General features: G+C 63.8%; 23 protein-coding genes. 10 read left to right on the top strand and 13 right to left on the bottom strand.

Features of this window, described 5'->3' with window-relative positions:
* Nucleotides 1-22 precede the first annotated feature (22 nt).
* The 5 genes from HQ394_RS01040 to HQ394_RS01020 all read left to right on the top strand — a co-directional run bounded on the left by HQ394_RS01040 (nucleotide 23) and on the right by HQ394_RS01020 (nucleotide 5,768).
* On the top strand, nucleotides 23-727 hold the full coding sequence (locus HQ394_RS01040; protein WP_190261654.1) for a toll/interleukin-1 receptor domain-containing protein: 705 nt from the start codon (nucleotides 23-25) through the stop codon (nucleotides 725-727).
* Nucleotides 676-2,463: an NB-ARC domain-containing protein gene (locus HQ394_RS01035; protein WP_223291760.1), complete on the top strand. Its 1,788-nt coding sequence runs from the start codon at nucleotides 676-678 to the stop codon at nucleotides 2,461-2,463. The genes HQ394_RS01040 and HQ394_RS01035 overlap by 52 nt, the downstream gene beginning before the upstream one ends.
* The gene (locus HQ394_RS01030; protein ID WP_190261652.1) at nucleotides 2,388-3,329 is read left to right on the top strand and encodes a WD40 repeat domain-containing protein; all 942 of its coding nucleotides are present in this window, start codon (nucleotides 2,388-2,390) and stop codon (nucleotides 3,327-3,329) included. The genes HQ394_RS01035 and HQ394_RS01030 overlap by 76 nt, the downstream gene beginning before the upstream one ends.
* Nucleotides 3,272-4,093, top strand: coding sequence for a WD40 repeat domain-containing protein (locus tag HQ394_RS01025; protein ID WP_190261651.1), 822 nt, complete (start codon nucleotides 3,272-3,274; stop codon nucleotides 4,091-4,093). The genes HQ394_RS01030 and HQ394_RS01025 overlap by 58 nt, the downstream gene beginning before the upstream one ends.
* 307 nt (nucleotides 4,094-4,400) lie before the next feature.
* A complete protein-coding gene (locus tag HQ394_RS01020; RefSeq protein WP_190261650.1) occupies nucleotides 4,401-5,768 on the top strand; it encodes an adenylate/guanylate cyclase domain-containing protein in 1,368 nt (455 codons plus the stop codon).
* Here the strand turns inward: HQ394_RS01020 and HQ394_RS01015 are convergent.
* The 7 genes from HQ394_RS01015 to HQ394_RS00985 all read right to left on the bottom strand — a co-directional run bounded on the left by HQ394_RS01015 (nucleotide 5,758) and on the right by HQ394_RS00985 (nucleotide 10,726).
* Nucleotides 5,758-5,967 (bottom strand): hypothetical protein, encoded by a 210-nt coding sequence (locus HQ394_RS01015; RefSeq protein WP_190261649.1) that lies wholly within the window; start codon nucleotides 5,965-5,967, stop codon nucleotides 5,758-5,760. The genes HQ394_RS01020 and HQ394_RS01015 overlap by 11 nt on opposite strands.
* Nucleotides 5,968-6,009: 42 nt before the next feature.
* Entirely contained in the window at nucleotides 6,010-6,579 is a 570-nt protein-coding gene (locus tag HQ394_RS01010; RefSeq protein WP_317628976.1) for an NUDIX hydrolase, read from the bottom strand.
* Between the two features lie 91 nt (nucleotides 6,580-6,670).
* Entirely contained in the window at nucleotides 6,671-7,867 is a 1,197-nt protein-coding gene (locus HQ394_RS01005) for a phosphoglycerate kinase (protein ID WP_190261647.1), read from the bottom strand.
* Between the two features lie 277 nt (nucleotides 7,868-8,144).
* On the bottom strand, nucleotides 8,145-9,083 hold the full coding sequence (locus HQ394_RS01000; RefSeq protein WP_190261646.1) for a nucleoside recognition domain-containing protein: 939 nt from the start codon (nucleotides 9,081-9,083) through the stop codon (nucleotides 8,145-8,147).
* Between the two features lie 118 nt (nucleotides 9,084-9,201).
* Complete coding sequence (locus tag HQ394_RS00995; RefSeq protein ID WP_190261645.1) at nucleotides 9,202-9,765, bottom strand: cob(I)yrinic acid a,c-diamide adenosyltransferase; 564 nt, start codon at nucleotides 9,763-9,765, stop codon at nucleotides 9,202-9,204.
* A gap of 86 nt (nucleotides 9,766-9,851) precedes the next feature.
* Nucleotides 9,852-10,046, bottom strand: a complete 195-nt coding sequence (locus HQ394_RS00990; RefSeq protein ID WP_223291759.1) for an HIG1 domain-containing protein — start codon at nucleotides 10,044-10,046, stop codon at nucleotides 9,852-9,854.
* Nucleotides 10,047-10,138: 92 nt separating this feature from the next.
* Nucleotides 10,139-10,726 carry a hemerythrin domain-containing protein gene (locus tag HQ394_RS00985; RefSeq protein ID WP_190261643.1) on the bottom strand — a complete coding sequence of 196 codons (588 nt, stop codon included), beginning with the start codon at nucleotides 10,724-10,726 and terminating at the stop codon, nucleotides 10,139-10,141.
* Nucleotides 10,727-10,922: 196 nt separating this feature from the next.
* Here HQ394_RS00985 and HQ394_RS00980 point away from each other — a divergent pair, with 196 nt between their 5' ends.
* From HQ394_RS00980 to eboE, 5 genes are all read left to right on the top strand, one after another.
* Complete coding sequence (locus HQ394_RS00980; RefSeq protein ID WP_190261642.1) at nucleotides 10,923-12,110, top strand: MFS transporter; 1,188 nt, start codon at nucleotides 10,923-10,925, stop codon at nucleotides 12,108-12,110.
* A 194-nt stretch (nucleotides 12,111-12,304) separates the two neighbouring features.
* Entirely contained in the window at nucleotides 12,305-13,324 is a 1,020-nt protein-coding gene (locus HQ394_RS00975) for a helix-turn-helix domain-containing protein (protein WP_190261641.1), read from the top strand.
* 41 nt (nucleotides 13,325-13,365) lie between these two features.
* Nucleotides 13,366-13,974 (top strand): OsmC family protein, encoded by a 609-nt coding sequence (locus HQ394_RS00970; RefSeq protein ID WP_223291758.1) that lies wholly within the window; start codon nucleotides 13,366-13,368, stop codon nucleotides 13,972-13,974.
* Between the two features lie 367 nt (nucleotides 13,975-14,341).
* Nucleotides 14,342-15,547 (top strand): 3-dehydroquinate synthase, encoded by a 1,206-nt coding sequence (locus HQ394_RS00965; RefSeq protein WP_190261640.1) that lies wholly within the window; start codon nucleotides 14,342-14,344, stop codon nucleotides 15,545-15,547.
* Nucleotides 15,538-17,658 (top strand): metabolite traffic protein EboE, encoded by a 2,121-nt coding sequence (eboE, locus tag HQ394_RS00960; protein ID WP_190261639.1) that lies wholly within the window; start codon nucleotides 15,538-15,540, stop codon nucleotides 17,656-17,658. Before HQ394_RS00965 ends, eboE begins: the two co-directional genes overlap by 10 nt.
* A gap of 29 nt (nucleotides 17,659-17,687) precedes the next feature.
* On the opposite strand, the gene HQ394_RS00955 is transcribed toward eboE, so the two are convergent.
* From HQ394_RS00955 to HQ394_RS00930, 6 genes are all read right to left on the bottom strand, one after another.
* Entirely contained in the window at nucleotides 17,688-19,064 is a 1,377-nt protein-coding gene (locus tag HQ394_RS00955) for an alkaline phosphatase family protein (protein WP_190261638.1), read from the bottom strand.
* A gap of 36 nt (nucleotides 19,065-19,100) precedes the next feature.
* On the bottom strand, nucleotides 19,101-19,997 hold the full coding sequence (locus tag HQ394_RS00950; RefSeq protein ID WP_190261637.1) for a TatD family hydrolase: 897 nt from the start codon (nucleotides 19,995-19,997) through the stop codon (nucleotides 19,101-19,103).
* A 91-nt stretch (nucleotides 19,998-20,088) separates the two neighbouring features.
* The gene (locus tag HQ394_RS00945; RefSeq protein ID WP_190263049.1) at nucleotides 20,089-21,054 is read right to left on the bottom strand and encodes an EboA domain-containing protein; all 966 of its coding nucleotides are present in this window, start codon (nucleotides 21,052-21,054) and stop codon (nucleotides 20,089-20,091) included.
* Between the two features lie 308 nt (nucleotides 21,055-21,362).
* Nucleotides 21,363-22,274, bottom strand: coding sequence for a transglutaminase family protein (locus HQ394_RS00940; RefSeq protein WP_223291756.1), 912 nt, complete (start codon nucleotides 22,272-22,274; stop codon nucleotides 21,363-21,365).
* A gap of 163 nt (nucleotides 22,275-22,437) precedes the next feature.
* Nucleotides 22,438-23,580 carry a sensor histidine kinase gene (locus tag HQ394_RS00935; protein WP_190261635.1) on the bottom strand — a complete coding sequence of 381 codons (1,143 nt, stop codon included), beginning with the start codon at nucleotides 23,578-23,580 and terminating at the stop codon, nucleotides 22,438-22,440.
* A gap of 184 nt (nucleotides 23,581-23,764) precedes the next feature.
* Entirely contained in the window at nucleotides 23,765-25,861 is a 2,097-nt protein-coding gene (locus HQ394_RS00930; RefSeq protein WP_190261634.1) for a catalase, read from the bottom strand.
* Between the last annotated feature and the right edge of the window lie 80 nt (nucleotides 25,862-25,941).

Below are 25,941 nucleotides of genomic sequence, written 5' to 3'. Positions count from 1 at the left end.
AGGCGCAAACGGGGGATCGTGGATGGCGGACGGCCCGGCATCGACGCGGGATCTGGTCTTCATCAGCTACAGCCATGCGGACGAGCCGCCCTGGCTCGGCCATCTGCGGATCATCCTCAAGCCTTACGTGCGGCAAGGAAAGCTGCAGGAGTGGAGCGACCCCTACATCCGCGTCGGCGACACTTGGCGACGGGAAATAACTACGGCGCTAGCACGCACCCGCATCGGCGTCTGCCTCGTCAGTCCCAACTTCCTCGCCTCCGACTTCATCGACGCGGAGGAACTGCCACCGCTGCTCGCCGCCGCCGCTGCCGGCGAGGTCACCATCGTCGCGATTCCCATCAGCTCGGTCGATCCCTCCATCACCCGCTTCGCCGAGCTGCAATGGGGACGCGATCCGCAGCGGCCGCTGGACAAGCTGAAAAGGCCCGATCGCAACGCCGCCCTGGTGGCGATCGTCAAGAAGATCGCCGAAGCGGCGGGGACGGCACAGGAAACGGCAGCGAGACCGCAGGAGACCCTGACCGGCGGCGCCGGAGGGGACTGGCTGGAGACTGCCACGCGGCAGGCCGACGCGGCGGCAAGGGAACCGATGACACGTCAACCCCCACGCCTGCGCCGATGCACCCGCTGCCCGCACCGGCACCAGCATCGGGAACGACACTGCAGACACGGATGGAGACCATCGCCGGCGGCGCGGTGGGATCCATCGCCACCGGGGCGATAGCGGCGCTATCGGGTGGCGGAATTAGCCTCATCGCCGGCCTGGCGGCGGTGGGCGGCACGATTGCGGCCCTCGCTGTCTGGCAGCGGATTGCCCTTCCCAAGATCAAGATCAGGCTGGGCGACGCGCCGGCGGCGGCTACGCTACCGGAAGCCGAACTGGCGGCGCTGCACGGCGTGCCGGAGCAGAAACCCAACTTCGTCCCCCGCGATGACGATCTCGGCCGCGTCAAGGGCATCCTCCTGGCAAGCGACGGCCCAAGTGTCGGTATCACCGCCAGCCGCCCGGGCAGCGGCGAGATGGCGATCGGTCTGCACGGCATGGGCGGCATCGGCAAGACCGAACTCGCCGTCACCCTCGCCCACGATGACGACGTGCGCGCCGCCTTTCCTGACGGCATCTTCTGGCTGACCCTGGGGCAGACGCCGGACCTGTTGCCGCTGCAAGCGTCGCTGTGGCGGATGCTGAGCGGCAGCGAGCCGGCGTTCGCCGATGCGGGTGCCGGCCAGCGCGTACTGCTCGATCTGTTCAAGGACCGGGCGGCGCTGATCGTCCTCGACGACATCTGGCGTCTGGAACACGCGGCGCCGCTGGCGGTGGCGGGTCCGCGCGGCCGGTTGCTGACGACGACGCGGGACGCCAGCCTGCTGACCGCACTCGGCGCCAGGGAGGTATCGCTCGATGTGTTGGGCGAAGATCAGGCGCTGCAGTTGCTCGCCAACTGGAGCGGGCAGGACCGGGATGCGCTGCCGGACGCTGCGAAAGCGGTGGCGAAGGAATGCGGTTGCCTGCCGCTGGCCCTTGCGCTGGCCGGGGCGCAGGTGAAGGACGGGCGCATCTGGACCGACGTCCTCGCTGCGCTGAAGCAGGGTGACCTGGAATTCCTCGATCACCCATACGGCAGCGTTTTCAAGTCATTGCGCGCCAGCGTTGAAGCACTTCCCGAGGATCAGGCGACGCGCTACGGCGAACTGGCGGTAGCGCTGGAGGATGTGCCGCTGCCGGTCGCCGCCGTCGCCAGGCTGTGGCGGCAGACCGCCGGCCTCGAACCGCACACAAGCCGCAAGCTGCTGCAAACCTTTGCCAGCAAGGCGCTGCTGTCGCTCGCGGGTGAGGGCGACGCGGCGGCAGTCGGGTTCCATGACCTGCAGTACGACTTCCTCCGCCTCAACGCCGACGACCCCCGCGCACCCCATCGGGCACTCATCGACGCCTACCGCGACGAGATCGGCGCCGCCTGGGCGCGGCTTTCGATAGACGACCCCTACCTCTGGCCCCGCCTCGCCGACCACCTCCTCGCCGCCGGCTGGGAGGGCGAACTGCGCGCCCTCCTCCTCGATTACCGCTGGCTCGCCGCGAAGCTGGCCGCAACCGACATCAACGCCCTGTTGGCCGATTACGACCGCCTGCCGGGCGACGAAGACCTACGCCTCATCCAGCAGGCGCTTCGATTGTCGGCACATGTGTTGGCGAAGCAGCCCGATCAGCTCCCTTCGCAACTCACCGGCAGGCTGCGTGGGATCGAGCGTCCGGCCCTTATGGCGGTGGTCGACCGGATTGAGCGCGAGGCACCACGCCCCTGGCTCTCACCGCAAACAACCGTGCTCACGCCGCCGGGCGGCTCGTTGATCGCACCCTCGAAGGCCACGCTAGTGGCTTTGGAGTGTACGGTGTGGACGCGGTGGCGGTGCTGCTGGACGGACGCCGCGCGCTCTCTGGCTCCTGGGACAACACGCTGAAGCTGTGGGACCTGGAGACCGGCGCCCTGCTCCGCACCCTCAAAGGCCACGCCAGCTGGGTCACCGCTGTGGCGGTGCTGGCGGACGGCCGCTGTGCGCTCTCCGGCTCCTTGGACAAGACGCTGAAGCTGTGGGATCTGGAGACCGGCGCCCTGCTCCGCACCCTCGAAGGCCACGCCGGCGGGGTCGCAGCGGTGGCGGTACTGCCGGATGGCCGTTGCGCGGTCACCGGCTCTGGGGACACGACGCTGAAGCTATGGGATCTGGCGACCGGCACCCTGCTCCGCACTCTCAAAGGGCACGCTGGCAGGGTCAGTGCGGTAGCGGTGCTGCCGGACGGCAAACGGGCACTGTCCGGCTCCGACGACACGACGCTGAAGCTGTGGGACCTGGAGACCGGCGCCTTGCTCCGCACCCTCGAAGGCCACACCGGCGGAGTCAGCGCGGTGGCGGTGCTGGCGGACGGCCACCGGGCGCTCTCCGGCTCTGCGGAGCTGAAGCTGTGGGATCTGGCGACCGGCGCCCTGCTCCGCACCCTCGAAGGCGACGCCGACGCGGTGGCGGTGCTGGCGGACGGCCACCGGGCGCTCTCCGGCTCCAAGGACAAGACGCTGAAGCTGTGGGACCTGGAGACCGGTGCCCTGCTCCGCACCCTCGAAGGCCACGCCGGCGGTGTCGCAGCGGTGGCGCCGCTGCCGGACGGCCGCCGCACGCTCTCCGGCTCCTATGACGAGACGCTGAAGCTGTGGGACCTGGAGGCCGGTATCGTTAGCCGCATCTCTGTGCCCACACAGGCTCGGTCACCGCGGTGGCGGTGCTGGCGGACGGCCAACGCGCGCTGTCCGGCTCCTGGGACAAGACGCTGAAGCTGTGGGACCTGACGACCGGCGTCGTGCTTCGCACCCTCGAAGGCCACGCCCACTCGGTCACCGCGGTGGCGGTGCTGCCGGACGGCCGCCGGGTGCTGTCTGGCGCTGGGCGAACGTTGATGCTGTGGGACCTGGAAAGCGGTACTATCATCCGCACCCTCGAAGGCCACACCGAACATATCAACGCGGTGGCGGTGCTGCCAGACGGCCGCCACGCACTCTCCAGCTCCTGGGATGAGACGCTGAAGCTGTGGGACCTGGCGACCGGTGCCCTGCTCCGCACCCTCGAAGGCCACGCCGGCGGGGTCACCGCGGTGGCGGTGCTGCCGGACGGCCGCCGGGTGCTGTCTGGCGCTGGGCGAACGTTGATGCTGTGGGACCTGGAGACCGGCGCCCTGCTCCGCACCCTCGACGGCCACGCCAACGGGGTCACCGCGGTGGCGGTGCTGCCGGACGGCCGCCGGGTGCTGTCTGGCGCTGGGCGAACGTTGATGCTGTGGGACCTGCAGACCGGCGCCCTGCTCCGCACCTTCGAAGGCCACGCCTCCACGGTCACCGCGGTGGCGCTGCTGCCAGACGGTCAACGCGCGCTCTCCGGCTCCTTGGACAAGACGCTGAAGCTGTGGGACCTAAAGACTGGCGCTTGCCTCGCGAGCTTTACGGCTGATGCCGGGATTGGCTGCGTTGCCGCTGCCAGCGATCACCTCTTCATTGCCGGTGATGCGTCCGGGGCGCTGCACATCCTCCGCCTGATCGATTGACCGGACCGAATCAACGGATTATAATCCTACAACAACCTCGACGGTGTGCCATCGGCTATCGGGGAGACGCTTTGAGGACAAATGACGACATTTTTGCCGCGACCCGGCCGGCAGGCCCAGGAAACAGCATCGTTTCCGCCGCTTAGCACATATTAAACCGCACGCCAGCCGGCGTTCACCAGGCCGAAACGTGGCAGTTACCGATCACACGCATGTGTGCACAGCAAGCGATGGACAAATGCGGTAAAGATGACGTGGAATCTCGGGTCGGTCGGTCGGTTGATCCCGACCCGGCGGGAGGGGGACGATGTGGAAGCGCATATCCCGCTTCATGGTTGGTGCGCGCACGACCCGGCAGCTGCCGGAACGGGTGCGCCTCGCCATCGAACGGCAGCAGGACCAGTCGGAGATCCTCATCGGCTGGGCGCAGCTGCTGCTGATCAGCTTCTTTATCGCTCTCTACCTGATCTCGCCGAAGCCACCGGACGGGATGGCCTTCACGCCGGTGCCCTATGTGCTGAGCGCCTTCCTCCTGGTATCCCTGCTTCGGCTCCGCTGTGCCTACAGCTTCCGCCTGCCCGACTGGTACCTGATTGGCTCATCCCTTGTGGATATCGCCCTGCTGCTGGGGCTGATCTGGAGCTTCCACAAGCAGTATGGTCAGCCGCCGTCGTTCTCGCTGAAGGCGCCGACGCTTCTCTATATGTTTATTTTCATTGCCCTGCGGGCGCTGCGGTTTGACGCGACGTCGCTCGTCGCCGTCGGTCTCGCCGCCGCGGCGGGGTGGCTCTGCCTCGTCATCCTCGCCATTGCCGCCAGTGGCCCGGGCAGCGAGATCACCCGCGACTACGTCAGCTACCTGACCTCCAACCGCATCCTCATCGGTGGCGAGGTAGACAAGATCATCACCATTCTGGTTGTGACCGGCATCCTCGCCCTGGCGCTGGTGCGCGCCCGGCGCCTTGTCATCCGCAGCGTCATCGATCTGACGGTTGCCAGCGACCTCACCCGCTTCGTTGCCCCCGAGGTGGCCACCCTGGTGCGCGCCGCCGACCGGGAGATCCAGCCGGGCGACGCCGAGGTTACGACGGCAACGGTGCTGTTCTGCGACATCGAGAAGTTCTCCACCATTTCCGAACAGCTCGAGCCGCAGGTGCTGATGACGATGTTGAACGAGTACTTTGCCGCCATTGCCGAGCTCGTCGACCGGGAGNGGGGCGTCATCACCATGTTCCAGGGCGACGCGATGCTGGTGACCTTCAACTCGGCACGTCCCAATTCCGACCATGCCGCCTCGGCCATCCGCACCGCGCTGGCCATTCAGGCGCTCACCCGCCTCGAGCGGTTCGGGCCTGGGGTGCGGCTGAAGACCCGCTGCGGCCTCAGCACTGGGACGATGGTCAGCGGCGCCGTGGGAGCGGCGCATCGCCTTTACTTCACCGTCTATGGCGACGAGGTGAACGTAGCGGCGCGGCTGGAACAGCTGAACAAGGAGTACGGCACCTACGTGCTGGTCACTGAGCAGTGTCTCGTTGCTGCCGGCGAGACCTTTGCCGCCCGGCCGATGGGAGAAATTCAGGTGCGCGGACGGGAGACGCCGGTCAGCATCTTCGCCCCCGAGCTATTGCCGCCCGCCGCGTCGCCAGGCGATCGGCTGGGTGATGTCAGACGCTGATGTTGAGATAGGACCCGCGCGGCACATCCTGGCGCGGCGGCTTGCCGCTGGCGAGCAGGTCAGCGAGGCGGTTGAGCGCGGTCTGGGTCGCAGCGACGCCGTTGCGCCCATCCTGCTGTTGCGGCCGTGGTTGGCTTTCCGCCGTCTGGGCTTTCGCCCCGTCACGAGTGATCGGGGCCGGCAGCAAGGGACCCGGCATTTCTGTCGTCTCCACCATGATGGAACGATAGCGCAGAAATAGTTAACGCGGCGTCAACGGCGCCATCGGCGCCGCCGCATAGACCCGCGCCGCTCCCTGGTCGCGAAAGCGCTCCAGTGACCAGCGAACGCTCGGGAAGGCGAGTTGTCCCCATGGGATCTCCTCCCAGGTGACGAGGCGCACCGCCTCGCTCTCAATCCCCGGCGCGCAGGCGGCAGACAGCATGCGCGCTCGATAGATCATGTTCACCTGACTGATATGGGGAATTTCGTAGACGCCGAGCAACTCACCAATATCGACTCGGGCCTCCGCCTCTTCCCACACCTCGCGCGCGGCACCCTGGGCCGTCGTCTCTCCCAGCTCGAGGAAGCCGGCGGGTATCGTCCACAGGCCCTGCGAGGGGGCAATCGCCCGCTGGCACAGGAGGATGCGGCCCTCCCAGGCACAAACGGCACCAACGATGATTTTCGGATTGTGGTACTCGATATAGCCGCAATCAGGACAGATCCGCCGCGGCCGATTATCGCCGTCCGGAATCGTTTCAACTGACGGGCCGGCCCCTTGTTTCTCCTCCATGTCGAGGAGAGTGGCAACCGATCGCCTCAGCGGCAAGTCCTTATCGCTGCGCAGCGGCGAAAGTCTGTCGCGACACGAGTGCGGGCGAAGCCGATCGCTTCGCCCGCTGCAGCAACGAGTCTCTCGCCTACTTGCGCAGTACGGCGACGCCGGGAAGCGTCTTGCCTTCCAGCCACTCGAGGAACGCACCGCCAGCAGTGGAGATGTAGCTGAACTCGCTGTCGGCACCGGCATGGGCGAGTGCCGCCACCGTATCGCCGCCACCGGCGACGCTCAGCAGCTTGCCGGCCTTGGTCAGCTTGCCGGCTTCCTGCGCCACCGCATTGGTACCGGTATCGAACGGTTCGATCTCGAAGGCACCGAGCGGGCCGTTCCACAGCAGCGTCTTCAACCCGGCAAGGCGTCCGGTCAGACCAACGATCGAAGCAGGCCCCACGTCGAGGATCATCTTGTCGGCGGGAACGGCACCGACGGCGACGGCCTCAGAGGGCGCCCCCGCCTTGAATTCAGCGGCGACCACTGCGTCGGTGGGCAGGACGATCTCGCAGCCAGCCTTTTCCGCCTTGGCCATGATCACACGGGCGTTTTCGAGCATCTCGTGCTCGCACAGCGACTTGCCGACATCGACGCCCTTGGCGGCGAGGAAGGTGTTGGCCATGGCGCCACCGATGATGATCTGATCCACCTTCTCGACCAAGTTGCCGAGAACATCGAGCTTGGTGGAAATCTTCGCGCCGCCGACGAGCGCTGCCACCGGATGCGTCGGCGCTTCGAGTGCTGCGGACAAGGCTTCCACTTCTTGCTGCATCAGCCGGCCGGCCGCCGACGGGATCAGCTTGGCCAGGGCTTCGACCGAAGCGTGCGCCCGGTGCGAGCAGGAGAAGGCGTCGGAAACGAGGATGTCGCCGACTTCCGCCAGCTTCTTGGCAAATTCGAGATCGTTCTTCTCTTCCTCGGCATAGAAGCGAACGTTCTCGAGCATGGCAACGTCGCCCGGCTTCATCGCGTCGACCACCGCCTTCGCGTCGGGGCCAATGCAGTCGGGAGCGAATGCCACCGGTTGACCCAGCTTCGCCGCCAGCGCCTCGGCGACTGGCTTCTGGGTGAAGTCGAGGTTCTTCTTGCCCTTCGGCCGGCCGAGGTGGCTCAGAATGATGACCTTGGCGCCCTTGCCGGTGAGTTCCTTGATCGACGGCACGGTGCGGTCGATACGGGTGGTGTCGGTGACCTTGCCGTCCTTCATCGGCACGTTGAAGTCGACACGCATGAGCACCCGTTTGCCGGCAACGTCCAGGTCGTCAATGGTGCGGAATGATGTGGCCATGGATCGAGGAGCCTCTCCCGAAACTGATGATGTCTGTGGGCGTCCTCATTCGGCACCAGCGCCGGCGTCTCCGGCCCCTCGGACAAGCGCCCTGGGGATGGTGCTGACGAAACGTGCGACCGACGGACTCCCGATTGAAGCGGTTTTTTGCGCTTGAGCACAATCCGCGTGAGTTTATGCGAACAAGCCTGGGAAAAGGCAAGACCCGGCGGAGCGTGACATGCAGGTTTCATCTCGCAGCGCCAATGCGTCGCCTCGACAGTTGAGGTCGGGTGGATCAGCCAACGATGATGTGCAGCAGGGCGCGCACCGCGATACCGACACACGCGCCGCCAAAGGCAGGTTTCCAGACGGAAGCGACCCGACGGCCGGCGGAAATGAGAATGGCGAAACCGGGTAGATCGAACGGGTGAATGAGGAACCCCGCCGATTGATTGAGAACGGCTACGCTGAGATGCTGTTGGCGCATCATCTCGTCGATGACGCCGAGCGTCGCCGTGCCGCCAGCAAGATATTTGGTGATCGTCAATAGCACGAGGGCCGGATCAATGCCGAGGAGTTGCAGCACGGGTGCCAGGAGGACCGTCAAGGCATCGATGGCACCCACCTGACGCAGGAAGTTGACAACCACCAGCGAGAGGATCAGGAACGGAATGGCACTGATGGAGAGGTTGAACGCCTCGGTCCCCGCCCGAATGATGGTATCCAACACCCCCTTCGTTCCTTGCGCCGCGCCATGATGCGGCCGATCGTCTGAGATGCTTTCCTTGGCGGAAAGCTTGCGGCCGAACAGGTAATAGGTTGTTGCCGCAGCCACCAACCCGCCGATGACCGAGATCACCAGCACCGGACCGAGGCGCAGCCCCATGGCAGTCAAAGGCAGGCTGGCGTTCGCCTGGGCCATGGCACACACCATTGCCAGGGTGGCGGCGAGATGCCGCTCGGAGGTGCCGCGCTTTTCCATCACCGCCAATGTCGCCACCGGAGCGGCGAAACTCACCAGATTGATCTGCAACGCGGCGAAGATACCGAGACCGGTCAAACCAAACGGATGCAGCAGCGGCGCCAGTTTTTCGATCACCCAGTCAAGAAAACCGGTCAATTCCAGCAGGCGCATCAGCGTAATCATCACGACCATGACCGGTATCAGGATGAACAGGACGAGATTCATCGCTGAATGACCGGCCGTAAGGATGACGTCGGTCATGATGTTCATGGCGTCCCGCTGCCTTCCGCAGGTCGGTGTGGGTCGGTCTTATGGTTGACCCTGCATGGAACGAACCGAGGTACTCGCTTCAGTAGCGGCCGCTTGAGCGCAGCACGAGTTGGCGAGGCTAGCGACTGCCGCCCGGGACCCAGAGCACGTCGTTGGCGCCGTTGTCGTTGAGATGGCGGGCGAGCACGAACAGGTGGTCGGACAAACGATTGATGTAGCGGATCGCCACCGGGCTGACCGGCTCCGCCGTGGCCAGTTCGCACATCAGCCGCTCCGCCCGGCGGCAGACGGTGCGTGCCAGATGCAGGTAGGCCGCCGCCGGCGAACCGCCAGGCAGGATGAACGAGGTAAGCGGCGCAAGCTGAGCATTCATCGCGTCGATTTCCCGCTCCAGCCGATCCACCTGACTGTCGACGATCCGCAGCGCGCCTGCCGCCTTGCGCCCGTCTTCCGGCGTACACAGATCGGCGCCGAGGTCGAACAGATCGTTCTGGATGCGTGCGAGCATGGCATCCGCCTCACCCGTCGTGTGCAGGCGGGCGACGCCGATGACGCCATTCGTTTCGTCAGTGGTGCCGTAGGCAGCAACGCGAAGCTGGAACTTCGCCACCCGGGTACCGTCACCCAGCGACGTTTCGCCGGCATCGCCGCCACGGGTGTAGATGCGGGTCAGTGTGACCATGATGACTTTTCCCTGCTCTTCGATCCGGCAGCAGCCCTGATGGGCGGTACCTGCCGTGACCATTCGATTGGCCGGAGCGCAGTCTATCAGGCCTGCATGACCATCATCAGGCCGAACAGCAGCAGCGCCACGCCCTGCAGAATGACCCGCCAGCGCATCAGCTTGTTGCCGTACTTGGCATTCAGTTGCTCATTGAAAGCAAACACGATGATGCCGGTGAACAGCACCGCCACGATAGCGAACATGGTAATGCCGAGCAGGATGGGGAGAATGTCATGCATTCATAATATATACCGGCCCGACCGCCACCGGTCACCCGGTAATATGCCGGATGGGAGACGACCGCAGCTTAGCCTGCGCGCTGTTCCACTCTTCAGCCAACCGCTCGCAGGGCGAACAACGGACGTGCGAAATGCTCGCACACCAACCGACTGTCCGTTTCCGGATCGAGCAGCGAGCGCAGGCGCTGAATGATCAGATCTTCCTCGCGCGCCAGATGGTCAAAAAGCTCACGGTAGAAGTCGTTTGCCGCCTGCATAATCTGCGCGCAAACCGTTGCATCCCCACGCCTCTGCAGGCGACTTACCACAAGGGAGCGCAGTTTAGCCACGGTTGTATTGATCTTCGCATGCTCGCGGTGCAGATAATTTACCGTCCTCGGCAAGCACTGCTCAGCAATGAGGGGAAATAGTGTTTCCTCTTCGAACGCATCGTGTTGACTGAATGCGTCAAGCCCCTCAAGCAAGTGGCGCAATCCTTGCCGCTCTTCCTGGAGACTTTGCCCTCCTCCCTGCGGTATGGGTGTTACAAACGGGTGGTTCTTAAGGTCGCCAAGCCATACGACGATGCGAAAATGCTCTTCGTGTAACAGCCCGCCTAACTCACTTAATCGGCCCATGAATTGCCCTTTTAGCCCGCGGCGTCCTTTGTGCCATGCACATTTCGCGGCATAAGATCGCATGCGCCGCGTCCCGCCCGGAGCGATAAGCGGACAACGCTGGCTTGCGTCTAATGCATGCGTCTCGCAGCATCGTCGGCGGCCGATCGCCAACGGGCGATTTGTTCGCTAGCATGCAGACGAGCATCAGCGGATTGGTAGATGGCTTGCCGGGACGGTACCAATCCGGCATTGCCTGAATCAGGGTTCGGTCTCCCCCTTGTCGCGTTCCTTCACCTCCCTCGCCTTTCGGCTGTCCCTGCTCTACGCGGCGCTGCTTGCCGTTATTGGCATTCAACAGCCGTTCTGGCCGGTGTGGCTGGCTGGCAAGGGCCTGAACGCCGCCGAAATCGGTTTACTGCTCGCCCTCAGCATCGGCGTCAAAGTGATCAGCGCGCCGCTGGTCGCCCATCTCGCCGACCGCTCCGGCGAGCGCAAGTGGCTGATGATCATCTTCGCCGCCGTCGCTATCGGCTCCTTCGCAACCTTTCTGGCAACGGAGCAGTTCTGGCCCATCCTCATCGTCAGCCTGGTGTATTTCGCCGTCTGGCCGCCAGTGGTGACGCTCGCCGAAAGCGTAACGATGCAGGCTGCGAAAGCGCGACGGCTGGAGTATGGCCGGGTGCGGCTCTGGGGCTCGCTCAGTTTCATCGTTGCCGCCGCAATTGCCGGGCAGGCACTGACGGTGCAGCCGCCGTCGGTGATCTATTGGATGATCATCGCCGTTCAGCTCATTGTTTTTATATGCTGTTGCCTCATCCCTGATCGGCGTGAAACGGCGAACGTCTCCCGTCGACTGCCCGTATGGGCGGCGCTGTGCCACCGCCCCTTCGCCTGCTTTCTCATTGCCAGTGGGCTTATTCAGGCGAGCCACGCCGTGTACTACGCCTTCGCCACTCTGGCCTGGAAGGCAGCCGGCCATTCGGAGGCGGTGATTGGTCTGCTCTGGGCCGAAGGGGTGCTTGCCGAAATCGTTCTGTTTGTCTTCGGATTGCGGCTGATTGCCCGCTTCGGGCCGCGCCGGCTGCTGGCGTTGGCCGGCGCGGCGGCAGCGGTGCGCTGGCTAGGGACTGGCCTGAGCGATGCGCTGCCGGCACTGATCGTGCTGCAGACGTTGCATGCGCTCAGCTTCGGCGCCGCCCATCTGGCAGCGATGCACTACATCAGCGAGGAAATTGCCGCCGACCTGTCGGCAACGGCGCAAAGCCTCTATTCCGGCGTCGTCTGGGGACTGTTTCTCGGCGGCGGCCTGCTCACGGCCGGATTGCTGTTCGAACGTATGCACACCGCGGCGTTCCTGCCGATGGTTATTCCGGCGCTTGCCGGATGCATCGTCGCCATATGGCCGACGCGCAGCAGCACAACGGTGGCGACGCAAATGCACGCTGTGAGCGAAACGCAATCATAGAGTGATAGTCTTGCTCGGTTGTTTTTCTTAGCGTGCATTGCGTGGCAGAATTATAACTGTGTTAATGCATGGTTTTGTGGAGGCTTTCCCTGCTACCGCGGGATGTGCAAAACTGAACCTCAGCCCGACTCGCGACGCACGGAACGGCGAACCACTGCCGGGAGTTAATCGGTGGACGACAACGAAACGCGGGAATGGGGGGACAAAATACCAAGGGGGAACTGCTTCGAGCCTATCGCGTGCTCGAAACAGATGACCTCGACCACGCCCGGGAGTTCGTCAACGGCGTTTGGGAACGACATCACTCGGAGATGCGGCGCGGCCGTGAGTATGACCTGCTGTGGAACGAATCGAAGCTCATTCGGTCGAGCCTCTCCTATCTGCAGACATCGAGCCGGATTCGCATCGAGTGCGCCCCGCTTAGCGATTGCTATCGGATCACGATGCACGAATTCGGCAGTCTCGCGCACCGGATCAACAACTGCGAAACCGTGTCGACAACCAAACAGGCAGTCATCCATGCGCCCGGCCAGGAACTCAGACTCGACACCGAACCATTTCGCACCCTGCTGCTGAGCTTCGACGGTCAGTTCGTCCGCGACACTCTGGTCGAGCGCTATGGGCATGTCCCCGATGCCCAGACGCTGAGGCACACCTTCTCGTTGCAGTCGCCCGCCGCAATGGCGATGCGTTCCCTCTGCCGATGGGCGGCACGGGAACTCGACCGCCCCGACAGAGGCAGCCTCGCCGCTCCCTCGGCCGCGGCCAGTCTGGAAGGCACGCTGCTCACCCTCTTCCTCGACTGCCTCAACGATCCGCAGCCGGCAGGTAAACGAAGCGGGGAAGCTGCGAAAGAGGCGCGTATCGCCCGAGTCGAGGACTGGATCGATGCCAATATCGGCGAGTCCATCCGCGTCGACGACTTGGCGCGCGTGGCAAACATCAGCGTGCGCGCGCTGGAAAACGCCTTTCGCCGCTTCCGTGGCTGCTCACCGATGGAAGCCGTCACCCGCCGGCGGCTGAACCGGGCGCAACACATTCTTCGCTCGCCTAGCCCCAATACGACGGTCTCCGCCGTTGCCACCGAGTGCGGCTTTTTCCATTTCGGCCGCTTCGCCGTTCAATATCGAAAGGCATTCGGCGAGACCCCCTCGCAAACGCTGCGGCTGCAACCCACCCTCCTGGTGCCACACTCGCGTTCCCCGGGCGAGTAGATCGAGCTAGTAGATCGAGCGAGTAGATTTCTGGCCAGGACATGGGCGATGGCAGCTGCGAGCGAGCGGTGTCGGCGCATGCCGCCGGTCTCGCCGCAGTCCCCGCCGGCAATTCGGAAGGAAGGCAACGCACCATGGATGCAGAGGCATTGAAAGCACTGCAGGCGCCGCTCAAGGAGCAGTATCGCCAGGAGCCGACCGCAGCGATGATTACGCTGCACGCCGAAGCGCGCCTTGATTCAGCTGCCGTCGCCTGTCGCATCGAAACCGGCCGCGGTTTGATCGCCGCCGGGCTTCACCCCGCCACCGGCGGCGATGGCAGCCTCGCCTGCTCGGGCGACATGCTGCTGGAAGCGCTCGTCGCCTGCGCCGGGGTAACATTGCGCGCGGTGGCAACGGCTTTGGCGGTAGAGCTTCGCGATGCGGTGGTTCGCGCCGAGGGCGATCTGGACTTTCGCGGCACACTGGGCGTCGCCAAGGATGCACCTGTCGGCTTTCGCCAAATTCGGCTGATCTTTGAAGTGGATACGGACGATCCGGCCGATCGCGTTGAGACCTTGCTCCGGCTCACCGAGCGGTACTGCGTCGTGTTGCAGACACTCCGCACCCCGCTAGAAGTGGCGACAGAGGTGCGACCGCTTAAGGACTGACGCCGCCCAAGAGCGTCGGGCCGACCACGGCGATGCATTGTCGCCCGACCAGGCCTACAGAACCTGACGGCCAGTTGTAGGTCGCGAAAAGCGAGATTTACATCAGCATTAAGTACAACCGTGTCGCGGCCCCATCAATGCCTGGTGCCGCGGGGCCACTTGTTTCGTTGGAGACGTCGCAGATAAAAGGCCAACCCTTGGTTCGTAAAACGCGCTTTTCACCATGTTATCATGACACGCACATCGCAAAATGTGATTAGATGAGATATACGTAGCAGCTGATCTGCCCTTCTTGAAATTTTGCTCGCTGAATTATTTTAACCTACTGTGGACACATCTGCGTATCCGCGGTCGGAGAGTGAGATTGATGGATCAGAACATTCATAACCTCTACCTTGATCCGTTTGTCTGTAATGCTCGCTTTGCAGTGCCGCTGGATTTTCCGGTTCACTTCACCAACGACGCCCTGCACCTGACCAATCGGCTGCTTTGCGACGCCATAGCGCGACGCGAACCCGGGCGACGTCATCGGCTCTGCTGCATCATCGACGCTGGCGTCGCCAGCGCTTGGCCGTCGCTGCCCGCACGCTTGGCGGCCTATATGGACGCCCATCACACTCGTCTGCACCTCGTTGCCCCGCCGATGGTCATCCCCGGCGGCGAAGCCTGCAAGAACGATCCGCCGCTGCTACAGGAAATCCTCGGCACCCTGCAGCGCTGCAGGATCGACCGGCACGCCTTCGTCCTCGCTATCGGCGGCGGCGCCGTCCTTGATCTCGTCGGCTTTGCCGCCGCCATTACCCACCGCGGCGTGCGGCTGGTGCGAATGCCGACGACGGTGCTCGGCCAAAACGATGCCGGAATCGGGGTGAAAAACGCGGTCAACGCTTTCGGCTGCAAGAATTACCTCGGCACCTTTGCGCCGCCGTGGGCGGTGATCAACGACCTCGACTTCATCGAAACGCTAGATACGCGGGACAAGATCGCCGGCATCGCCGAGGCGGTGAAAGTCGCACTGATCCGCGACGGCGTGTTCTTCCAATGGCTGGAAACGAACGCGTGCCAACTCTCCCGCTTTGCCCGCCCGTCGATGGCGACGATGATCCGTGGCTGTGCCGAGTTGCATCTGCGGCACATCGCCGGTGGCGGCGATCCCTTCGAGAGCGGCAGTGCCCGTCCCCTCGATTACGGCCATTGGGCAGCGCACAAGCTGGAGACGCTGAGTGGTCATACGCTCCGCCACGGCGAGGCGGTGGCGATCAACATCGCCCTTGACACCCGTTACGCGACGGTGAAGGGGCTGCTTGCCGCCGCAGTGGCCGAGCGGGTGTACGCCCTGCTCGAAACCGTGGGTTTCTGTCTCTGGCATCCGGCGCTTGCCGAGCGCAACAGCGATGGCCGGCTCAGCGTCCTCAATGGTCTGCGCGAATTCCAGGAGCATCTGGGCGGCGAGTTGAGCATCCCGCTGCTGTCCGCCATCGGCACCTCGGTCGATGTGGAGCACATCGACGAAGCTGCGGTGGTGGAGTGCATCGCCTGGCTACAGCAGCGCGATGCCGGCCGATGCGCCTGAAGGACGCTGCCGCTGGTCACCTGACTTATTGCACCAACGTCTATCCCGGCGAAAGCTGGCCGGAGGTGCGGCGGATGCTCGATCGAGACGTGCCGGCCGTCCGGGCGCGGCTGGGCGTCAGCGGGCCCTTCGGCGTCGGGCTACGACTGTCGGCGGCGGCAGCGCAGGCACTGTCCTCGCCCGCGGTATTCGCCGAACTGGTCGATCTCCTCGATCGGCACGAGCTTTATATCTTTACCCTCAACGGCTTTCCCTACGGCATCTTCCATGCCGCCCGAGTCAAGGAACAGGTCTACCGGCCGGACTGGCAGGAGCCGGCACGCCTCAACTATACGCGTCTCCTAGCCCGCCTCCTGGTGCGTCTGTTGGACCGGCACCCTGCCAGCGAGCCGCCGCTGACCGGCAGCATCAGCACCGTGCCCGGTGCCTTCAAGTCACGCCTCGAAGGCGATGACGGTATCGAAGCCATGGTGCAGAATCTGCTCCGAGCGGTTGGCGAACTGGTGGATCTGGAACGGCAAACCGGCCACCAGGTGATGCTGGCGCTTGAACCGGAACCGTGCTGCTACCTCGAAACCGTTGCCGAAACGATTGCCTTCTTTACCGGACGGCTGCTGACTGCGGCTGCCATTGGCCAGCTGGCGGCAGCGACAGGACTTAGCCCGGGTGATGCCGAGTCGGCGCTGCGCCGTCATCTCGGTGTCTGCCTCGATACCTGCCATGCGGCGATCGAGTTCGAAGAGCCAGTGGCAGCGATCGCCGCGCTGGAAGCGGCGGGTATCGCCATCGGCAAGGTACAGCTCAGCGCCTGCCTGAAGATCCCGATGGTGACGGCGGAGAGCCGCGGCCAACTGCAGCCCTTTGCCGATCCGATCTACCTGCATCAGGTGGTGGAAAGGAGTGAGGCCGGCCTGCGCCGGTTTGTCGATCTCGACGATGCCTTCGCCAGCCTCGACGGGGCGGAACCGCCGCGGGAATGGCGGGTGCACTTTCACGTCCCGATCTTTCACCGCCAACTCCTCCCCTTCGCCACCACGCAGGACTTTCTCGAACAGATCCTGGAGCGACACCGGCAGCGGCCGATCACGTCACACCTGGAGGTGGAGACTTATACCTGGAGCGTGCTGCCGGAATGCTACCGCGGCGAAGACGTCAACAGCGCCATCGCCCGTGAANCTCGCCTGGGCACGGGAGCGGCTCACGCGATGAAGATACGCGATGCCCTGCTGTTGGGACGAGTATCCAACCTGCCGACGGTGTGGAGCAATGTCCTCGCCGGCGCCACGCTGAGCGGTGCCATCCTATCGCCGGCCGCGAGACCGGCACTTGCCGCTATCGTTCTGGCCGTATCGCTGCTTTATCTGGCGGGGATGTACCTGAACGATGCCTTCGATCGCCGCATCGATGCCCGCGAGCGTCCCGAGCGACCGATTCCCGCCGGCCGGGTGACCGCGGCAACCGTGTTCACGGCCGGGTTTGCCATGATGGCATCCGGCTTGCTGCTGCTTGCGGTGATGACGTCGCTGCTGCCTCCGCTGCCGCTGCCGACCGCGTTACCTCCCATGGCGGGCGCTTTGCCACTGTTCAGCGGCGCGGCGCTCGCCGCGGCCATCGTCGCCTATGATGCCTATCACAAGGGTAATCGCTTCAGCCCGGTGATCATGGGGCTCTGCCGGGCGCTGGTCTACGTGACCAGTGCCGTTGCCTTCGCCGCGCCCACATCCGGCCTCTTCCTCGCCGCGGTACTGCTGTGGAGCTATCTGATCGGGCTGACCTACGCCGCCAAGCAGGAGTCCCTCGACCGCATCGGAAGTCTGTGGCCGCTGTCCTTTCTCGCCGTTCCGTTCCTCTATGCGCTGCCGATCGCCGTCAACAGCCTCTTCGGCGCCCTCCTCTTCGCCAGCTTTGCCGGCTGGACCAGCCTTGCGGTCCACCGGCTGTTTCGCCGCCAGCGGGGTGACGTTCCGCGCGCGGTGGCGGCGCTGCTCGCCGGGATTTGTCTCCTCGACGGGTTGGTGATCCTCGGCCAGGGTCAGCCGGGCCTTGCCCTGGTTGCTACGGCGTTGTTTCCGCTGACGCTCGCCGCGCAGCGCTTCGTACCGGCGACCTGATCGACGTTGCCGCCAATCCGCCGTGCCGGTCAGCTGCCGAAGACGTGGGCGAGTATCAGCGCCTTGACGTCGGTCGCTTCGACCGGGCCGGCCGGCAGCAACCCCGCCTCGGAGCTGAGGACGAGCGGCCCGTCGTCGTCGCGATCGGTCAGACGGCCGTGCGAGCCGCGGACGAGGCCGGGATCGAGCGGGATCACGTCCATCAGGGTACGAAAGCCCATCGCCTTCTTTGCCAGCCGCCAGCCCACCGCCAGCTTCGGCAGACGGAGTGCCGGATCGAGGAACAATTCGACCGGATCGTAGCCGGGCTTGCGGTGAATATCGACGGTGCGAGCGAAATCGGGCGCGCGGGCGTCGTCGAGCCAGTAGGGATAGGCGAACCAGCGATCGGCGCGGCTGATGGCGACCAGTTCACCGGCGCGTGGATGATCGAGGCCCGCCTGCCGCTTGCCGTCGGCATCGAGAACGGTCTCGACCCCTTCCAGGCCAGCGAGGAGTGCTTGGACGCGCGGAAGATCGGCGCTGTTGCGGACGTAGACGTGCGCTAGCTGATGATCGCAGACGGCGAATGCCGCGGACGCGCCCGCGTCCAGCAGTTCGCGGCCCATCTCCTCGCGAACGCGCAGCAGACCCGCCGCGCGCAGTGTCTGATTGGGCAGCACCGCGCCCGTCACCGGAGTGATGCCGTATTCGGAGAGCACCAGCACCGCCGCCCCTACCCGCGCCGCCATCTCGATCAGTTCGCCACAGAGGTCATCGATGGCACGCAGATCGGTGGCGATGTGCGGATCGTCGGGCCCGAGCCGCTGCAGGTTGTAATCGAGATGCGGCAGGTAGACGAGAGTCAGCGTCGGTGTTTGGGTGGTGAAGATGTGGCGGGCGCAGCCGGCGATCCACTGGCTGGACAGCAGATCGGCCAGTGGCCCCCAGAAGCGGAACAGCGGGAACTGGCCGAGACGGCGAACCAACTCGGGACGAAGATCGGCTGGCTGGGTGTAGATGTCGGGGATCTTCCGCCCGTCGGCCGGATACGTCGGCCGCGGGGTGACGGTGATGTCGGCGGTAGCATACATGTTATACCACCAGAACAGCTTGGCGCAGGTGAAGGCACCGTCGCGGTGGCGGCCGGCTTCCCAGACCTTCTCGCCGCCAACAAGGCCGTTGGCTTGGCGCCAGAACATCACCTCGGCCAGATCGCGCCAATACCAACCGTTACCGACGCAGCCATGGCCCTGTGGCAACAGGCCGGTCAATAGGGTCGATTGAACGGAACAGGTGACCGCCGGCTGGACGGTGTGCAGCGGGCGAACGCCTCCTGCTGCCGCCAGCCGGGCCAGATGCGGCGTGGCCTCGCCAAGCATCGCCGGCGTCAGGCCGACGACGTTAAGAACAAGTGTGCGGCGCATTGGATTTCGTTCCGCAAATGGGCCAGCAAGCGGCGGCTATTCGATGACGAGACCGTCGACCTGCGGCTGTTGGCCGCGCAGCACCGAATTGCCTTCGAACAAGGTCCGCTGATCGATGGCCGGCGGGTTCAGCCAATCGTCCTCATGCATCTGGCCGCTCTGAGCGTAAGCAGCGAGAGCGTTGGCGTAGGTCACCCGCACCACATCCGCTTCGGCAATACCGCGGTCGCGCATCAACTGAGCGGTCTTCGGCACGGCGAGCGGGTCGGAGACGCCCCAGTCGGCGCTGGAGTCGACGATGATGCGGTCGCTGCCATAGCGACAAACGATCTCCACCATCCGCTCGCTGCCCATCTTTGTTTTCGGATAGATGGTGAAGCCGGCCCAGAAGCCGCGATCCAGCACCTCCTCGACGGTCTCTTCGTTATTGTGGTCGATGACCACCCGTGCCGGATTCAGTCCGTGCTCGATGCAAACATCCATCGTCCGGCTGGTGCCGCGCTTCTTGTCGCGATGCGGTGTATGCACCATGACCAGCATCTCGAGGTCGCGCGCCAGATCGAGCTGGATGCGAAGGTACTTGTCCTCGGCGGCGGTCTGCTCATCGTAGCCAATCTCACCGATGGCAACGACGCCTTCTTTCAACGCGTAGCGGGGCAGCAGGTCGATCACCGCTTCCGCCAGCGGCGGATTGTTGGCCTCCTTGCTGTTCAGGCCGATGGCGCAGTAGTGACGCAGGCCGAACTGCGCGGCACGAAACCTCTCCCAGCCAACGAGGGTCGAGAGGTAGTCGACGTAGGATCCGGCCGAGGTGCGTGGCTGGCCGAGCCAGAAGGCGGGCTCGATAACGGCGACGATGCCGGCTGCCGCCATCGCTTCGTAATCGGCGGTGGTGCGGACGTTCATATGAATGTGCGGATCGATGTATCGCATGACTCGCCTGCCCTGTATCCGTCTGCCCTGTGTCCGTCTGCCTTGTTTACGTCTGCTCTGTCAGCGAAGTGCGAGGGCCGTTGCGACCCGGTCAGCGCGTCTGTAGCTGATCGGCGAGGCTCGCCCACGCCAGCCGGCCATCGCCGATAGCCGCCGCCAGATCGGCGCGCCGCGCCAACAGGTCACGCGCTTGCGGTGCCGGTGAGGCCGCGAGGGCGAGGGCTGCAGCCCCCGCCTCCGCCTCGTCGGCACTGGATAATGCCCGAGTGAGATCATCAAGGGTCTCGCCATCGGCAAACGGACCGACGCAGCGCCAGAGTTCAGGGCTGACGCTGCGGCCAGCCTTCCAACGCTCGTGCGCATAATCGCACAACATGCGGGCGAGCGTCGGGTTCTGCCGTTCGCTGAGGCGCTGGATTGGCGCCAGCCGGCTGCCGATGAACAGCGCCTTCAGCACCATCTGATTCCACGTTGCCTCGGGGAATATCTCGGCCGGATAGGGATTGTTGTGGGCAACCGCCTCGAACACCGCCTTCATATTGGAGCGCGCCCCTTCCGTCGCGCGGAAGAGATACCGCTCCGGCTGCGGATAAAGCGGCAGGCCACGATAGAAGGTGACCAGTTCCGCCACATCGGCGGTGATGAAGAGCTGTTCGAGATGGGCTGCCAGTTCCGCCGCGTCGGCTGTAGACAGGACAAGCACGAGCCGAGCGGCCTGATCGGCCGACCAGCCGGCAGGAGTCCAACCTGCGNNGCGTGCCCGATCGGCAGCAGCAAGATCGGCCGCGGTTAGCGCCAGATCGTCCTTTCCGACACGGCGGGAAACCAAGCTCACCGCCAAGTACAGCTGCTGGTCGGTTGAGGCGGCAGCCACTTTGTCGGCAGCCTCGCTCAGCCAGGAGAACGCCTCGGCCGAAAGCTGCCGCTGCAACCAATGGATGATAATGTCTCTGGGCAACCGGGAAGCGGCATCACTTGAATTCGACACGTGCTCTCCGCAATCTGCGCCTTCACCCACTGCATCTAACCAACGGTGTTTACACTGAAAATGAAGCATACGCACGTTGGATGATAAATAAATCAACTTGTACTGTGCGGTTTTGGCAATCAAGGCCAAACGCGGCGAAGAAATGGGGTGGTCTTTCCACCTCTTGCCATTTTCCAGCGCCAGGACACCATCCTTTGTCGAAAGTGGCAATCTTTCCGGCGTATTTCAACAGTGATGGCGGCAAGACGTATACATTGCGGACAGGGCGGTCGGCTGGGCCCACCTCCGTCAACACAATCGACCCCATCAACAACTCAGGGGCGTATATCGTTCGGCTTGGCTTGGCTGCGGGTCAGTGCAGCAGGGGGCAGCAGCTCTTACTGGGCATCCTCCACGGTCGACGGGTCCACATGGGTGACAGCCACGTTGACACTGAGACCAACGAAGGCGTTGCTGGCGCCGCTGAAGGAACCGGCGATGGGAATCGCCTGCGATGGATCGCGGGTAACGGCGACGCGGATGAGCTGGTTCGAGCCGACAATCTCGTTGGTGGGGTCGAATTCGATCCAGCCCAGTCCGGGAACATAGACCTGCGCCCAGGCATGCGTGGCCCCACCGCCGACCAGCGTGTGGTCGGAAAGCACGGCGCGATCCACCAGATAACCGGTGACGAAACGGGCTGCCAAGCCCAACTGACGTGCTGCTTCCATATACAGCAATGCGAAGTCGCGGCAGGTGCCGCTACCGCGTTCGATGGTTTCGNNTTGGGGGGTCTGCGTTCCCTCGGCGTCGCGTTGCTGGTACGCAAACGACTGGCCAATCGTGGTGTTCAATCCGCTGAGCAGTTCAAGGGTATCGATGGTCCCTCTGCCGTTGGTTAGCGAAGTGTAGGCCGCGCGCACCCAATCTGCCATGCGCGCATCGGGATCATCGTATTGTCGATCGCTCAAGCTGCCCAGGTCGCGCTGTTCATCCGGGGAATAGCTGAAGGGATAGGCGCGTGCATGCGGCGCAATCTCCGGAGAATCGATGTTCGGCGCAAAGGTGTCCAGCACCAGCTTACTGGTGATTTCCAGGTGGTCGGCTTCCACCTCGAACCTGACGACGGCGACGGAGTTGCCGAACACGTCATGGTACCACCGCACCTGCTGCGCTGGCGGCGACGTTATCAGCTCCGCCGAGATCAGCCGCAGGTCGTGGCTGTCGCGCGGCCGTACCATCAGGCGATGATCGTGCAGCAGGACGGGCGATGCGTACTGGTATCTGCTGACATGGGTAACAGACAGCATCATGGGCTCCCAAGTTGGTCGGAAAAGCGCATCCTGCAAACGCCGATAGTGTCTGCCGGTTCCTCTGCTCGATCGTGTTGCGTGCGCAGTGAACACATGAGGTTGCCGAATCAGCCTAACCAACCGAAATCCAGGCGTGGGTAACAGTTGGTCGGCGCCGCGATTATCCCGGCGCCGCGCCGCCGCGGGCGACGGCTGATTTGCGCGGCAGGATAATGCGCAAGTGCGCCCCCTCACTGCTATGCCATTCCGCCTTGCCCTCGAGTTGGCCGGCCATCGCTTCGATAATCTGCAATCCCAGCCCCGGCACCACATCATCCGGGACACCGGGGCCATCGTCCATCAGATCCAGCAAGGCGGCCTCCTCATCGAATTGCATCTTCACCGTCAGCGTCCCCGCCGCCTTGAAGGCGTACTTGAAGCTGTTGGTGATGAACTCGTTGATGATGATGGCCAGACCTTGCGCCTGATCGCGATCGAGGACGCAATCGGCAAAGTCGGTAAGCAGCCGGACCTGGTTGGTCGATGCGGAAAGACTCGAGAAGACCTTGCCTGACACCGCACCCAGGTACGATGGCACATCTATCTTTTCCGTATCGTCGACAAGGGTCAGGAAGTTATCAATCGTGTTCATGATGAATATTCTATTCATCACATCATCGAGTGCCAGTGAAACATCCAGCATATTCGCTTTCTGTTTCTGAAGGCTAATGATTGAAAGCAGCATCTGGTTATTATTCTTGGTTCTGTGCGCCAATTCTCGCAACAGCAAATCCAGCTTCTGCGAGAGGGCGAAGTTCTCGCGTGCCAGCCGGTTCTGCACGATGACGAGGGCGAGGATGTTGGCAAACCCTTGCAGGGTATCCACTTCCGCTTGGCCGAAGCGGCGTGGCTCGACGCTATCCGCCTCGAGAACACCAAAAGTGTAGTCCCGGCTCTTGATCAGGACGTTGACCGCACTTCTGACGCCGTGATCACGCAGCAGCTTCGGAATGTGAAAGCGCTCTTCCGTGTCGAGATCATTGGCGATGGTCGGCTTGCCAGTCTGCAGCGTGAAGCCGGCAGCGCTTTCGAGACCGGCGGCCAGCTTGGTCTTGCCGACAACGCCGGGCTTCCAGCCGATGCCGGCGCGCACCAACAACTGCTTCTCGTCAGGTAAATACTCCAATGCCTTTACATGGTTGACATTTACCGCACCGGCGACTTCCTGACAGGCATCAGTCAATAAATCGTCCACATCGGGATGGCTGGCGGCCTGCTCACCGAATAGTCTCAAACGTTTCGGAAGAGATTTGCGCTGCGGCATAAGTGATCCTGCTACGAGTCCTATTCTTATGTAGCCTTTTTCTTGTGCAGACGCAATATGGCACAGAGAATTGGCCAAGCGTAAACAGCCCGGTAGGGTCGGCAAGACTCTCTCCGGCGCCAGCCGTAGCCCAAGGTATTTTGGGCCTTGCGTCAAGGCGCGATCGATGGGCAATGGCGGTTGCTTACGCCAGCAGCCGCACGGATGGTTCACGGTCCCAGAAGCGATGGCTAGCGGCAGAGATAAAGGTCTTGCCAAGCGCGGTGACACCCGCATCGACGACGACGCCAGCCTTGTCCAAAAGGGGTTGCGCCGCCTTGTTCGCCCCGATCGCCTTCAGGTGGCCGTAGGCGTCCATGACGAACTGCACCGCCGCGGCGTCCTTGCGCAGCGCGGTGCAGCCCGCAGCCGAGAGGACGACAGCAATCGCATCGAAGATGGGTGACGGAGTACCGGCAAGCTGACCGTCCGCTTTGCGGATGGAGCCGTCGGCAAGTGTTGCGCCGCCCACCTTTGGTGCCACCAGCACCACCTTTGCCCCTGCCTTCTCGACGCTGGCAATAACGGCATCCAGTTCGGCGGCGTCGGTGCCCTCGGCAAACAAAATGCCAACGGCACGCCCTGCCAGGGTGGCCTGCATGTTTTTCTGGATCGAGAGCGCGTCACTCGGCGGCAGATCCACCGGCTCCCGCGCCGCCGGCAGCTTTTTCGCCAACGGGATAGCCAATCCCTCCGCCACCCGCTTTGCCAGCCCCTCGTCGACGTTGCGCAAGCGTCCCACCATCCTGGCCGGCACGGCAGCGAGGGTAACCTTCGAGAGTTCAAAGACGAAGGCGGAGGCGATGTGCGCCTGCTCGCTCGCCGTCATCGAGAGCCAAAACAGCCGTGCCTGACTGTAGTGATCGGCGAACAGTTCGGCGCGAATCCGCAGCTTCGTCTCCTCCTCCGCATGCTCAGCGCGCCCCGGATGGGTCGTAAAACCGGTCACCGGGCATTCGCGTGGACCCGGCGCTTCGCCATGCGCATCAAGGCTGTTGGGCTCGTAATTGGCGCGCCCCTTTGGCACCTGCATCTGCATCTGCCCGTCGCGCTGGAAATTCATCATCGGGCACTTGGGCGCATTGATCGGCAGCTGGTGGAAGTTGGCGGTACCGAGGCGGCTCTTTTGCGTATCGAGATAGCTGAACAGGCGGCCCTGCAGCAGTGGGTCGTTGGTGAAATCGATCCCCGGGACAACGTTGGCGGGACAAAAAGCCACCTGCTCGGTTTCGGCGAAGAAGTTGTCTGGATTACGATTGAGCACCATGCGGCCAATTCGGCGCAAGGGAACCACTTCCTCCGGGATGAACTTCGTCGCGTCGAGTACGTCGTAGGGAAGGCTGTCGGCCAGCGCCTGGTCGAAGACCTGCAAACAAAGCTCCCATTGCGGAAAATCGCCGGCGGCGATTGCCTCGTGGAAGTCGCGGCGATGAAAATCATTGTCTGCCGCCTGCAGTTTGAGGGCTTCATCCCAAATGGTGGATTGCGTCCCCAGCGTCGGTCGCCAATGGAACTTGACGAAACACGAGGCACCTTCGGCGTTGACCAGACGGAAGGTGTGGATACCGAAGCCATCCATCATCCGCAGCGACCTGGGCAGGGTCCGGTCCGACATCGCCCACATCAGCATGTGGGTGGTTTCCGGCACCAGCGAGACCCAGTCCCAGAAGGTATCGTGGGCGCTCGCCGCCTGCGGATAGCCCCGGTCCGCCTCCATCTTCACCGCGTGGATCAGGTCAGGAAATTTGATCGCGTCCTGGATGAAGAAGACAGGAATATTGTTGCCGACAAGGTCCCAGTTGCCTTCCTGGGTGTAGAACTTGACCGCGAAGCCGCGAACATCGCGTGGCGTGTCAACGGAGCCGGCGCCACCGGCGACGGTGGAAAAGCGGGCAAAGACCGGCGTTTTCTCGCCGGGGCGCTGGAACAGGTCGGCGCGCGTGAGGCCAGCCAGAGACTCGTAGGTCTCGAAGTAGCCATGCGCGGCGGTCCCGCGCGCATGGACGATCCGCTCGGGGATGCGCTCGTGATCGAAGTGGAAGATTTTCTCGCGGAGGACGAAGTCTTCGAGAAGGGTTGGCCCACGGGCGCCGGACCGCAGCGAATTCTGGTTGTCGGCAACGGGAATACCCTGGTTGGTCGTCAGCGTTGCCGTCGCTTCGTCAGTATCCTTGGCGGTAAAATGCTGATGCGGTTCGCCGCCCTCGCCTAGAGCAGTCGTGATCGGATCTTTGTCGGCCATGCTGGGCTCCTGGAGCAGGGTCGGAGGAGACGCTTTGCTTCACGGCGCCGGCGGGATGTGGAAGGGTTTACGCGCCGAAC

The organism is Defluviicoccus vanus, assembly GCF_014672695.1.
Taxonomy (GTDB): Bacteria; Pseudomonadota; Alphaproteobacteria; order Rhodospirillales; family Defluviicoccaceae; genus Defluviicoccus; species Defluviicoccus vanus.
This window is presented reverse-complemented; position numbering and strand designations above follow the sequence as displayed.

Excerpts from the sequence above, each read along its gene's own strand:
- HQ394_RS01040 (WP_190261654.1), top strand. The coding sequence starts at position 23 with ATGGCGGACGGCCCGGCATCGACGCGGGATCTGGTCTTCATCAGCTAC.
- HQ394_RS01035 (WP_223291760.1), top strand. The coding sequence starts at position 676 with ATGGAGACCATCGCCGGCGGCGCGGTGGGATCCATCGCCACCGGGGCG.
- HQ394_RS01015 (WP_190261649.1), bottom strand. The coding sequence starts at position 5,967 with ATGCCGGGTCCCTTGCTGCCGGCCCCGATCACTCGTGACGGGGCGAAA.
- HQ394_RS01005 (WP_190261647.1), bottom strand. The coding sequence starts at position 7,867 with ATGGCCACATCATTCCGCACCATTGACGACCTGGACGTTGCCGGCAAA.
- HQ394_RS01000 (WP_190261646.1), bottom strand. The coding sequence starts at position 9,083 with ATGAACATCATGACCGACGTCATCCTTACGGCCGGTCATTCAGCGATG.
- HQ394_RS00995 (WP_190261645.1), bottom strand. The coding sequence starts at position 9,765 with ATGGTCACACTGACCCGCATCTACACCCGTGGCGGCGATGCCGGCGAA.
- HQ394_RS00990 (WP_223291759.1), bottom strand. The coding sequence starts at position 10,046 with ATGCATGACATTCTCCCCATCCTGCTCGGCATTACCATGTTCGCTATC.
- HQ394_RS00985 (WP_190261643.1), bottom strand. The coding sequence starts at position 10,726 with ATGCGATCTTATGCCGCGAAATGTGCATGGCACAAAGGACGCCGCGGG.
- HQ394_RS00975 (WP_190261641.1), top strand. The coding sequence starts at position 12,305 with ATGGGGGGACAAAATACCAAGGGGGAACTGCTTCGAGCCTATCGCGTG.
- HQ394_RS00970 (WP_223291758.1), top strand. The coding sequence starts at position 13,366 with ATGGGCGATGGCAGCTGCGAGCGAGCGGTGTCGGCGCATGCCGCCGGT.
- HQ394_RS00965 (WP_190261640.1), top strand. The coding sequence starts at position 14,342 with ATGGATCAGAACATTCATAACCTCTACCTTGATCCGTTTGTCTGTAAT.
- HQ394_RS00955 (WP_190261638.1), bottom strand. The coding sequence starts at position 19,064 with ATGCGCCGCACACTTGTTCTTAACGTCGTCGGCCTGACGCCGGCGATG.
- HQ394_RS00950 (WP_190261637.1), bottom strand. The coding sequence starts at position 19,997 with ATGCGATACATCGATCCGCACATTCATATGAACGTCCGCACCACCGCC.
- HQ394_RS00935 (WP_190261635.1), bottom strand. The coding sequence starts at position 23,580 with ATGCCGCAGCGCAAATCTCTTCCGAAACGTTTGAGACTATTCGGTGAG.
- HQ394_RS00930 (WP_190261634.1), bottom strand. The coding sequence starts at position 25,861 with ATGGCCGACAAAGATCCGATCACGACTGCTCTAGGCGAGGGCGGCGAA.